Source organism: Xanthomonas sp. DAR33341 (assembly GCF_003992815.1).
In the GTDB taxonomy this organism is placed as follows: domain Bacteria; phylum Pseudomonadota; class Gammaproteobacteria; order Xanthomonadales; family Xanthomonadaceae; genus Xanthomonas; species Xanthomonas cissicola.
In genome coordinates this window covers 153,332-163,943 of the sequence record NZ_QEYV01000028.1, presented here as the reverse complement: position 1 = coordinate 163,943, position 10,612 = coordinate 153,332, and the positions used below count along the sequence as shown (strand labels likewise).

9 protein-coding genes and 1 other RNA gene are annotated in these 10,612 nt (G+C 64.6%); 3 read left to right on the top strand and 7 right to left on the bottom strand.

The features are described 5' to 3' along the window. Positions 1-163: 163 nt before the first annotated feature. The 5 genes from EO156_RS13740 to EO156_RS13720 all read right to left on the bottom strand — a co-directional run bounded on the left by EO156_RS13740 (position 164) and on the right by EO156_RS13720 (position 6,306). Positions 164-1,366 carry a pyridoxal phosphate-dependent aminotransferase gene (locus tag EO156_RS13740; protein ID WP_016851070.1) on the bottom strand — a complete coding sequence of 401 codons (1,203 nt, stop codon included), beginning with the start codon at positions 1,364-1,366 and terminating at the stop codon, positions 164-166. Positions 1,367-1,396: 30 nt separating this feature from the next. After that, a complete protein-coding gene (locus EO156_RS13735; RefSeq protein WP_016851069.1) occupies positions 1,397-1,900 on the bottom strand; it encodes a RidA family protein in 504 nt (167 codons plus the stop codon). Positions 1,901-1,924: 24 nt separating this feature from the next. After that, the gene (locus tag EO156_RS13730; RefSeq protein ID WP_003486090.1) at positions 1,925-2,350 is read right to left on the bottom strand and encodes a cytochrome c; all 426 of its coding nucleotides are present in this window, start codon (positions 2,348-2,350) and stop codon (positions 1,925-1,927) included. Then, a complete protein-coding gene (locus EO156_RS13725) occupies positions 2,347-3,954 on the bottom strand; it encodes a flavin monoamine oxidase family protein (RefSeq protein WP_016851068.1) in 1,608 nt (535 codons plus the stop codon). The genes EO156_RS13730 and EO156_RS13725 overlap by 4 nt, the downstream gene beginning before the upstream one ends. 69 nt (positions 3,955-4,023) lie before the next feature. Beyond that, positions 4,024-6,306, bottom strand: a complete 2,283-nt coding sequence (locus EO156_RS13720) for a TonB-dependent receptor (protein WP_016851067.1) — start codon at positions 6,304-6,306, stop codon at positions 4,024-4,026. A gap of 297 nt (positions 6,307-6,603) precedes the next feature. Here EO156_RS13720 and EO156_RS13715 point away from each other — a divergent pair, with 297 nt between their 5' ends. Beyond that, positions 6,604-7,221 (top strand): HAD-IA family hydrolase, encoded by a 618-nt coding sequence (locus tag EO156_RS13715; RefSeq protein WP_016851066.1) that lies wholly within the window; start codon positions 6,604-6,606, stop codon positions 7,219-7,221. A gap of 184 nt (positions 7,222-7,405) precedes the next feature. On the opposite strand, the gene EO156_RS13710 is transcribed toward EO156_RS13715, so the two are convergent. Then, the gene (locus EO156_RS13710) at positions 7,406-8,632 is read right to left on the bottom strand and encodes an acetylornithine transaminase (protein WP_016851065.1); all 1,227 of its coding nucleotides are present in this window, start codon (positions 8,630-8,632) and stop codon (positions 7,406-7,408) included. A gap of 71 nt (positions 8,633-8,703) precedes the next feature. Here EO156_RS13710 and EO156_RS13705 point away from each other — a divergent pair, with 71 nt between their 5' ends. Together EO156_RS13705 and EO156_RS13700 are read left to right on the top strand one after the other, a co-directional pair. After that, positions 8,704-9,576 (top strand): ion transporter, encoded by an 873-nt coding sequence (locus tag EO156_RS13705; protein WP_011052272.1) that lies wholly within the window; start codon positions 8,704-8,706, stop codon positions 9,574-9,576. 64 nt (positions 9,577-9,640) lie between these two features. Further along, positions 9,641-9,712, top strand: a non-coding RNA gene (locus EO156_RS13700) — sX9 sRNA. A gap of 4 nt (positions 9,713-9,716) precedes the next feature. Here EO156_RS13700 and EO156_RS13695 read toward each other — a convergent pair. Continuing rightward, positions 9,717-10,532 (bottom strand): NAD(P)-dependent oxidoreductase, encoded by an 816-nt coding sequence (locus EO156_RS13695; protein ID WP_005911974.1) that lies wholly within the window; start codon positions 10,530-10,532, stop codon positions 9,717-9,719. Positions 10,533-10,612: the final 80 nt, after the last annotated feature.

Below are 10,612 nucleotides of genomic sequence, written 5' to 3'. Positions count from 1 at the left end.
CGTCCTGTGGCGCGTCGAGACAAGGCGTGCGCTGCGGCCCAGGCTGGCCGCTTGGGCAAGGCGCGCAACGCGGTCTCGGCGCGCCACAGGGCGCTTCCCGGAGGGTTGCCCGTCAGCGGTGCGGCGCGGGCAACGCATCTCATCTCAAAGTGCATAACACGCTCTAGGCGTAACGGAAAAATGCATCCATCGGATCGGCCGCTGCAGTCGCCACGCCCGGCGCCGGCAGCGGGCCGCGGTTACCGGCAACCACCTGCACGAACGCGTGTTTGAAGCGCGCCATCTCCGCGTCGGTGCCCACGGTAATGCGCGACCAGGTGGGCCACACCGGCCAGCTGCGACCGATGAACACGCCATGGGTGGCCATATCGTCCTTGAAGCCAGCCGCGGGGCGCTTCACATCGACCATAAAGCAATTGCTCTCCGAGGCAGTGCACGCATAGCCCTGACGCGCGAGAAAGTCCATCACATCCGTGCGGGTAGCGGCGGTACGCGCGCGCCGTTGCGGCACCAGTGCAGGATCGCGCAGGCTGGCCAGCCCGGCAGCGGCGGCGGTGACCGGCAAGCTGTTGACGCTGTAGAACTTCAGCTTGGCCAGCAGGTCCGGGCGCGCGGCCGCATAGCCCAGGCGGATGCCGGCCATGCCATAGAGTTTGGAAAACGTGCGCAACACCACCACGTCTTCGCCTGCGGCAACCATGTCGACCATGCTGCGCGTGCTTTGCGCGAAGTGGATATACGCCTCATCCACCACCAACACGCTGCCTTTGGGCTTGTGCGCCAATGCGTAGTCCAAGTCCTTGCGTGCGGTGACCGAGCCGGTGGGATTGTTGGGGTTGCAGATGTAGATGACGCCCGCGTTGGCATCGGCCGCGCACATGGCCTGTACATCGTGCGAAAAATCCTTGCGCAGCGGCACCTTGATCAAGCGCGCGCCATTGCGGGTTGCCGCACGCCAGCCGGATTCGTAGGTGGGGTCGGCAGTGACCAACGCGGCGCTGGGCGAAGTGAATGCCAGCATCGTGTAGTCGAGCGGTTCGGTGGACCCGGCGTACGCCATCAGATGATCCACCGGCAGCTTAAGCTCGGCAGCCAGGGTGGTCATCAATTCCATCTGTACCTGGCGCAGATACCTCCCGCCTTGCGGTGCGATCTGCGCGATGGCCCTTACTGCGGCAGCCGACGGTCCATCCGGAAATTCATTGGAGTCGATCATTACCGGTGTCAGCGCCGTTGCCGGCGTGGGCGCAATGGCAGTGGAGCGTTCGATGGCGCTGGCCAGCAGCGGCAAGCTGGCGGCACCGGCGGCGCCGGCAAACAGCGCGGAGTCGCGTAGAAACGTGCGGCGCGAAAGAGCAGTGTTCATGACAAACTCCAGCAGGATGAAGACGCGGACTCAGGGACGCACGGCAACAACTTCGATCTCGACCCGGTACAGCGGGTTACCCAATGCCGCGATCTGGAATGCCGAGCGCGCTGGCAGATTGGGTTGCTCCTTGGTGCCGAAGAACTGGCGATACCCTTCCATGAAGCCGTTGAAATCCATCTTGCCGCCCATCGCCGGATCGCCGACCAGAAACACCTGCATCTTCACCACATCGCCCATGCCCAACCCCAGCGTGGTTAGCTGCTGCTTGATCTGGTTCAACACGCTCACCGTTTGCGCCTTGGTATCGCCATAGGCAGCAGCGGAATCCTTGGGCGCATTGGTATCGATCACCGCCGGCACCTTGCCGCTGACATACACCGTGGCCTTGCCGGCTGGAATTTCCACCGCAGCAGCAATTGGGAAATCGCTGTTGGGAATCTTGTGGCGGATCACCTCGGCGGCGTGCGCGGCACCGAGACTGGCAGCCCACACTACTGCGGCGCTAAGAACGGTCGTGATGGAACGTGGCATGGCAATTCCTTGTAGGAGAGAAGATCAGCGGCGGAGCGATTTGACGTCGTCGATGGTCACGCGCTCGGCATAGTCGTTACCGAAGTGCGTGCGCACATAGCTCACCACTTCGGCCACCTGGCGGTCGTCGAGCATGTCGGCGAAACCCGGCATCCCCGCGTGGCCGTCGAGCACCATCATGGTCACGTACGGGCCGGCAGCCAGCTTGGGGTTGCCGGCAAGCGCAGGATAGTCGCCGGCACCTTGCGCGCCACGGCCGGCCGGCATATGGCAGCCCTGGCAGATGGCCTGGTAAACGTCCTGACCGGAGGCCTTGGCGAAGCCTTGCTGCGGAAACAACTGCGTGGCATCGGAACTCTGCGCCTGCGCATCGCGCACGTTGGGCGGCAGCAACAAGGCGAGAATGGCGAGCGCAACCGTGGCGCCGCACGCTCTTGGCAGCAGACTCATGCGCGCGCTCCCTGGGCAATGACCTTGCGATGCAGGCGGCCAACCACATCGTGTGCCGACAGGATGGCACCCTCCTGCCAGGCCGGGATGTACGACACGTGCTCGCCGGCCAGCGCCAGGCGGCCGTCGATCTGGCACAGCGGTTCGTAATGCTCGGCGCGCGCCTGCTCGCTCCACATGCCGAAGCAGCCATGCGTGAACGGCACGCGGTGCCAGCCGACCGCAATGCCGTTTTCGAATTCGCGCGGATACTGCCGATGCAACTGGGTGCCGTACTCCACCGCTTTACGCACGCGCTGCTCCGGGGGCATCGCGGTGAACTGGTAGGCGTCCAGCCCCCAGACATAGGCACCGAGCAGCACGCCTTTGCCCGAGCTGTGGTAGTTGGTGCTGGGATAACTGATCAAGGTGATCGGCAGATCGGTGTAACTGATGCCGCCGTAGATCGCTTCGTCTTCTTCCCAGAAACGGCGCTTGAATTGCAGGCCCACTTTCACCGATGCCGCGTACGGCACCTTGCCGATCGCCGTGGTCATCGCATCGCTGGCAGTGACCGGTATGCGGCTGAGCACCGACAACGGAATGGTGCAGATGCACCAATCCGCACTGGCGAGGCGTTCTTCGCCGCCACGCGCCGCATCCTGCCAGGACACGCGCACGCCGCTGCCGTCCTGATCGATCTTAGTGACCTTGGCGTTATAGGTGATGGCATTCCCCAGTTGATGCGCGAATGCCTTGCCGATCTGGTCCATGCCTCCCACCGGCTGGAACATGGTGGTCTGCATTTCGTAGTTGTTGCCAGCCGCCAGTGTGGTCCACAGGCGTGAGCGCAGCACGTCCTGCACGCTGAAAGGATCGGAGAATTCCGGCCTGCCCGACAAGCCGCCACCGGGATAGCGCGCAAACCCACGCCGCTCGCTGCTGTCCTTGCCTTTGACGTACCCGAACTTCTGGTCGAGCGCGCCCCAGGTGCGCAGAGATTCCAGCAGCAGCTCCTGATCCTCGCGGCTGACGGCCGCGTCCAGGGCGTGTTGCTGCGTGCACTTGGCCAGCAACTCGGACACATGGCCCTTGTAATCGGCGTCGATGGCGCGAAAGCGCTGCGGTTTGCCGCCGAAGCCTTTCTGGCTGTGCAGCAGCGCGTTGTAATTGACCTGATTGAACGCTTCCAGCGCCACGCCGAACTGCTTGCAGTAGCTCAACACCGCCTTGTGGTGATGCGGAATGCGCCATGGCCCTGGATTGAGGTACAGCCCGTCGTCGAACTGGCAATGCTGCGTGGCCCCGCCTAGCTCGGCATAGCGGTCGCCACCGCGCAGGGTCCAGTTACGGCCACCGGGGCGGTCGTTGTATTCGAGCAGTTGCACGCGGTAACCGGCCTTGCGCAACTCGAACGCCGCGCTCATCCCGGCCAGCCCGGCACCGAGGATCAAGACCGACGTCCCCTTGGGGTCGCCATCCAGTTGCAGCGGCCCTTTGAAGGTGGATTCGGCCGCCATGCCCAGGCTGCTCATCGCCTGATACATCATTGCGCCGCCGGCGGTCATGCCGATGCGCGCCAGCAATTGCCGCCGCGTCATCGCTCCCGTGTGATTGCCTTGCATCAACGCACGTCCCCTGCATGTCATGGACCAACGCACGCGGCCGGCAACCTTGCCGGCCGCGGCTGCACCTCAGAACGTGTACGCCAGACTGGCGAACAGCTGGCGCGGTGCGATCAACTGATACGAACCGGAGCTTTCGTTGGGAAACACCGCACCGATCGCATCGTCCTTGTCGAACAGGTTGTAGACCGACAGCTGCAACCGGCCACCGGCAAGAAACCCGCTGTCCCCGCCCTGATACCCGACGCTGCCGTTGACGATGAAGGTGGCATCCACCCGATCGGTATTGAGCGTGTCGCCATAGCGCTTGCCGGTGTATTTGGTATCGAGGTTGGCGAAGAAATGCGCGCCTTCCCAACCGCCGTTGATGCTGAACATGACCTTCGGCGCATCCGGCACTTCGTTACCTTCCACCTGCACCAGGTTGCCGCTGACCGGGCCGAAATAGTTGTCCTGGAATTCGGACTTGTTCCAGGTCAGCGATGCGCCCAACCGCCAGCCCGGGGCCGGCTTCCACATGCCGGAGACTTCCGCGCCGTAGGTCTGCACGTCGCCGACGTTGGCGTAGACGGTGGGCGCGACCACCAGCGGGTCCGGGTCCGTGAGCGCGATGATGCGGTTTTCGTAATCGATCTTGTAGGCGGCGAGATAGCCGCTCCACTGCGTGGATTCGGCACGGATGCCGATATCGATGTTGGTGGATTCTTCCGGTGCGATATCCGGGTTGAATGCACCCGAGGTCAGCGCCAGCCGCGGCGCCGAGCTGAAGTTTTCCGCGTAGTTGGCGAACACCTGCACACCCTCGGCGAGCTGGAAGCTGGCGCCGACCTGCGGCTGGAACCAATCGCTGTTCTTGATGGTGACATCGCGGCGTATGCCGACATTGAAGTCGTCGAGATTGGCGATGCCGTTGTAGTCGCGTTTGACATCCAGCCCCTTGGCGCCGAATTCCATCGTGAGCCGGTCGTCGAGCAGGCGCAGCGTGTCCTTGATGTAGAGCTGCTTCACTTCGGTGGAGAAGTGGTTGTCGTAGTAGATCACGATCGGCAGCGCGCTTTTGAGCAATGCGCCGGTGGCCGGATCCAGGTTGTACAGCGGGCGCACCTGATCGAAATCGTAGTTTTCGTACCACGCACCGACTTCGAGTTTGTTGTGCTCGGTCTCCCACGATACCGACGTTGTGAGGCCATAGCGATCGCCGCCCATGATTTCCTCGCGCCGCGTCATCGCACCGACGTGGGTGACATTGCCGTTGGCATCGACGATCTGCGGATCGTTGATGGCGATATCGGTGCGCCCCGGTGTGCCGGCGATGGCATCGTTGTACAAGCCCGTCGCCGTGCTCGGCGGCGTGCCGCCGACGCCATACCCATGCTTGTTTTCGTAATAGCCGGTAAAGGTGAAGCCGATCGCATCGTTGAACAGAAAATCGCCGTGCAGGCTGAGCAAGGAATCGCGTCGCCCGTTCTGCCATTCGCTGTAGTGCTCGGCATCCACTTCCGGGTTGCCGGTGATGCGCTCATGCAGATCCCAGGACACCGAACCGTCGGAGTTGTACGACTGCACGTCGTAGTCTTTGCGGTTGTTGTAGATCCAGCCCAATGTCAGGCTGCCTGCATCCCAGGCCTGGCGAATCTTGGCTTCGAAGTGGTCGCTCTTTTGCGTGGCCGGCTCCATGTCCCACACCCCGCCTTGCGTGCGCGAGGCGGACAGATAAGCGCTGGGGCCGCCCTCCCACCAGTCCGGGGTGTCCAGGCGCACGAAGCTGCGTACCAGATCGTCCGACCCAATGGTCTGGGTGAGATTGCCGCTCCAGCTGTCGCCGCCCTTCGGTGGCAGGCTGGTGTAACGGATCGCACCGCCCAACGCGTGATACGACGGCTGGGTGACGTCACCCGAACCAGCCGACACCGTGACATCGAGCAGATTCTCGCTGGACACGTAACGGGTGATCGGCCCGCCTTCGCGGGTGTCGAAGGTTTCGATCGGAATGCCATCCAACGTCACGCCGATCTGGTTGGCGGAAAACCCGCGGATCGTCATCGAATCACCGAACTCATACAGCCCGAACGGGTCGGTGGTCTGCACGTTCACGCCGGGCAGGCTGGCCAATAGCTGCTGTGGCGCTACCCCGGGCACCTGCGCCTGGATCTCGTCTACCGAGATGGACGCCGTGGTGCGCGTGGAGCCGGTGCCCACCACACTGACCGCATCCAGCGTGCGTGCGTCTTGCGCCAGCGCAGGCAAGCTCTGCGCGCCGGCCAGCAGCAAGGTCATGGACGCCAGCGCGTGGCGCGGGCGGGTGGTGGCGAGGATGTCGGCGACCGAGGCCGCCAATTGATCGGTGTTCAAGCACTTTGGCATGCAATCAACCCCTGGAGACGTGTGGCGTGCTGAGTGACCGGGCGCTCCCCCGAGACCGGCTGATACCGCGGATGCGGCGTGCAGTGACCATAACCAGCGCGAATGCTCCGCAACTTTGGTACGGCGGGTGGGGGCGGCGCAGGCGGGTAGGTCGCTGCCGAATTCAAAACTCTGAATAGGTAGCGCAACCCCCTACCTGCGCGAATGTTTTGCATTGCAGGTCTTGCGCGCTTGCCATGCCGCGCCGAATCGATAACGCTGCGCAGCCACCGCACGAGCACGCACATGTCGCCCGCACCTCCATCGCTGCTGTTGCTGGATTTCGACGGCGTACTTGCTCACTACGCGCGGCCACGGCGCATGGCCGCTCTTGCAGCAGCGGCGAGTTGCTCACCGCAGCGCGTGCATGAGGTGTTGTTCGCGCAGGGTCTGGAGCGCGCCTACGATGCTGGTGCGATCGACACGCAGGCGTATCTGGCGCAGTTGAGCGAAGGGCTGGGGCAGCCGATCGATCGCGCTACCTGGGTCGATGCGCGCGTGGCGGCCTGCCGCGCCGACCCGTCGGTGGTGACACAGGTGCTGGCGGTATCGACGACTACGGCGGTGGCGGTGCTCACCAATAATGGCCCGCTGATGGCAGAAGCGATCGAGCGGATCGTGCCATCGCTATTTCCGTTGTTGCGGGGCCGCGTGCTGTGCAGCGGTGCACTGGGCGGCCGCAAACCGGATGTGCCGGTCTATCAGCGCGCGCTTGCGCAACTTGAGCAACGCGCCGAGCGCACGTTGTTTGTCGACGACCTGTTCGTCAACGTGCGTGGCGCACGCGCGGCCGGCCTGCACGCCGACACCGTGCGCGACGCCCGCGCGTTGCGGCGAGTGCTGAAGCGATACGGACTTGCATGAAACCAGGCCCCTCTCCCGTCGGGAGAGGGGTTGGGGGTGAGGGTACGGCGGAAGACAGCCATCCCATCCAGGCAATTAAAAGACCGGGCACTGCGTCAGCGCGCTACATGCCGCACACCACGCATCTCCCCCCACTTCTAGCCAGCACAGTGCCGGCCAGAGGGCGCGCAAGCACCGCCGGACATCACGGCTGCGCGACATACTCGGCAGTGGCCAGACGCAAGCGCGCCAGACCATCGGCCAGTTCGGCATCGGTCAGATTCAGTGCCGGCACGAAGCGCAACACATCCGGGCCGGCCTGCAGCAGCAGCAGGCCATGCTTGGCCGCCAGATCCAGGATCGCCCCCGCCTGCCCGGCGTGTTCCGGGGCCAGCACCGCGCCCAGCATCAAGCCACGCCCACGAATCTGCGCAAACAGGCCGAACTCGGCGTTGAGCGCCTCCAGACCTGCGCGCAATGCCGCAGATTGCCGCACCACGTTGTCGGCAATCTGCGGCGAGGCCAGCTTGCGCAGCGCCACGCGCGCCACTGCCGCGGCCAGCGGGTTGCCGCCGAAGGTGGTGCCGTGCGCACCGAACTGCATGGTCTGCGCCACCTTGGGCCCGGCCAGCATCGCACCGATCGGGAAACCGCCGCCCAAGGCCTTGGCCAGGGTCACGATGTCCGGCGTCACCTGTTCCTGCCAATGCGCGAACAGCGTGCCGGTGCGGCCCATGCCGCATTGGATTTCGTCCAGCACCAGCAACGCATCGTGCTGGTCGCACAGCGCGCGCACGCGGCTCAGGAAACCCGGCGCGGCCGGCATCACGCCACCCTCGCCCTGGATCGGCTCGACCATCACCGCCGCCACATCGCCGCCGGCCATCGCCGCTTCCAGCGCCGCGACGTCGTTGAAATCCACATAGCGAAATCCACCCGGCAGCGGCTCGTAGCCTTCCTGGTACTTGGGCTGCGCGGTGGCGGTGACCGATGCCAGCGTGCGGCCATGGAAACTGCCGCCGAAGGTGACGATGACGCGCTTGTCGGCCGGACGGCCCTGGCTGCTGGCCCACTTGCGCACCAGCTTGATCGCCGCCTCGTTGGCCTCGGTGCCGGAATTGCACAGGAACACCTTGTGCGCGAAACGCGAGGCGCTCACCAATTCTTCGGCCAGTTTCAGCGGCGGCGCGCTGAAAAACACGTTACTGGTGTGCCACAGCTTGCCGGCCTGCTCGGTGAGCGCAGCCACCAGATCGGGATCGTTATGGCCGAGCCCGCTCACCGCGATGCCCGACGACAGATCCAGATACTCACGCCCCGCATCGTCCCACACGCGGCTGCCCTGGCCGCGCTCCAGCACCACCTGGCGCGGGCGGTATACCGGCAGGTAGTAGTGCGCGAGGGACAGGGGCGAATCGGCAGCGGTGCTCATGAGGATGGTCGCAGAAGCGGAGGGAGAAGCGGCATTCTCGCGCATTCGCCGGTCTGCGGCACAATGCGCGCATGCGCCCCTTCTCCGATCCGCAACTCACTGCCGCCACCGACGATGGCTGGCGCCGGCAGTGGTTCGACATCATCTACCGCCACGACACCCGCCCCTCGCGCAATTTCGACCTGATGCTGGTGGTCGCGATCCTGGCGAGCGTGGTGGTGATCATGATCGACAGCGTGCCGCGCATCCATTCGCATGCCGCGGACTGGCTGGTGCCGCTGGAATGGGCGTTCACGGTGATCTTCACCATCGAATACGCGCTGCGTCTGTCCGTGGTGCGGCGCCCGCTGCATTACGCGCTCAGCGTGTGGGGCGTGATCGATTTGCTGTCGATCCTGCCCAGCTATCTCTCGTTCTTCGTGCCCGGCGCGCAGACGCTGTTGGTGGTGCGCGTACTGCGCATCCTGCGGCTGTTCCGCATTCTCAAGCTCACCCGCTACATCGAAGAAAGCGGGCAATTGCTGGATGCGCTGTGGCGTAGCCGTCGCAAGGTATTGGTGTTCCTGTTCACCGTGCTCACCATCACCGTGATCGCCGGCGCCACGATGTACATCATCGAAGGCCCGCAGCACGGCTTCACCAGCATCCCCACCAGCATGTACTGGGCGATCGTCACCATGGCCACGGTGGGCTTCGGCGATCTGGTGCCGCAGACCACACTTGGGCGCTTCGTCACCTCGGCACTGATCCTGATCGGCTACAGCATCATCGCCGTGCCCACCGGCATCTATACCGCCGAACTGGCCAGCTCATTGCGCGAAGGTGGCCACACCGGCAAACGCGATGCGCGCAACTGCGCGCGCTGCGGGCTGGAAGGCCACGCGGTCGACGCACGTTATTGCCGGCAATGCGCCGAGCCACTGCCGGAGCTAGGTAACGGCTGAGGCACTGGAGCAGCCAACACCACGGCGCCGCCGCCAGGCGGACGCGGCCGTTGCTCGGTAGCGCGTGTGCCACGCGTACACTGCGGTTCCAGCATGCCGTCCACGCTCACGACAACTGTTCGCCTTGTGGTTAACCGCTCTCAGTCCAGAAACAGATCCGGCAACAGCGCGCGCGATGGATCCATCGCATAGCCGCGCAAATCGGTGACGCCGGCCTGGGCCAAGACCTCATCATCGATCAGGAACTGCCCGTAAAACCCGGCCGCGGCGCGCGTCAGCACCGCATGCGCGGCGTCGGCCATGATCTCCGGCCGACGGCAGGCCGCGGCGTCCACGCCGGCAAGCATGTTGATGGCGTCAGTGGCAATGACGGTACGCGGCCACAATGCATTGATCGCTACGCCTTGCGGGCCGAATTCCGCCGCCAGCCCCAGGGTGACCAGACTCATGCCCATCTTGGCCAGCGTGTAGCCGGTGTGCGCGCCCCACCAAGCGGGGTTCAACGACGGCGGCGGGGCCAAGGTGAGAATGTGCGGATTGGCCGCCTGCAGCAGGTGCGGCAGGCACGCCTGCGCGCACAGAAAACTGCCGCGCGCGTTGACCTGCTGCATCAGATCGAAGCGCTTCATCGGCGTGCCGAGCGCGCCGCGCAACCAGATCGCACTGGCGTTGTTGACCAGAATGTCGATCCCGCCGAACGCATCGACCGTTGCCGCCACTGCCGCACGCACCTGATCTTCTTCGCGGATGTCGCACTTGAGCGCCAGCGCCTGCCCACCGGCCGCAGTCACCGCCGTGGCCGCGCTATGGATGGTGCCAGGCAATTTGGGATTGGCCACCGCCGATTTGGCCGCAATCGCCACATTCGCCCCATCGCGCGCCGCCCGCAGCGCAATCGCCAAGCCAATCCCGCGCGAGGCACCGGTGATGAACAGGGTTTTGCCGGATAACGTCATGGGAATCGGGAATCGGGAATCGGGAATCGGGAATGGCAAAAGCTTAGCGCCTCAACCGTTCCGCAGGCGCCGAACGAACA

Bases quoted from the DNA above. Each gene is read 5' to 3' on its own strand.
- EO156_RS13740 (WP_016851070.1), bottom strand. From the start codon at position 1,366: ATGAACACTGCTCTTTCGCGCCGCACGTTTCTACGCGACTCCGCGCTG.
- EO156_RS13735 (WP_016851069.1), bottom strand. From the start codon at position 1,900: ATGCCACGTTCCATCACGACCGTTCTTAGCGCCGCAGTAGTGTGGGCT.
- EO156_RS13730 (WP_003486090.1), bottom strand. From the start codon at position 2,350: ATGAGTCTGCTGCCAAGAGCGTGCGGCGCCACGGTTGCGCTCGCCATT.
- EO156_RS13725 (WP_016851068.1), bottom strand. From the start codon at position 3,954: ATGCAAGGCAATCACACGGGAGCGATGACGCGGCGGCAATTGCTGGCG.
- EO156_RS13715 (WP_016851066.1), top strand. From the start codon at position 6,604: ATGTCGCCCGCACCTCCATCGCTGCTGTTGCTGGATTTCGACGGCGTA.
- EO156_RS13710 (WP_016851065.1), bottom strand. From the start codon at position 8,632: ATGAGCACCGCTGCCGATTCGCCCCTGTCCCTCGCGCACTACTACCTG.
- EO156_RS13705 (WP_011052272.1), top strand. From the start codon at position 8,704: ATGCGCCCCTTCTCCGATCCGCAACTCACTGCCGCCACCGACGATGGC.
- EO156_RS13695 (WP_005911974.1), bottom strand. From the start codon at position 10,532: ATGACGTTATCCGGCAAAACCCTGTTCATCACCGGTGCCTCGCGCGGG.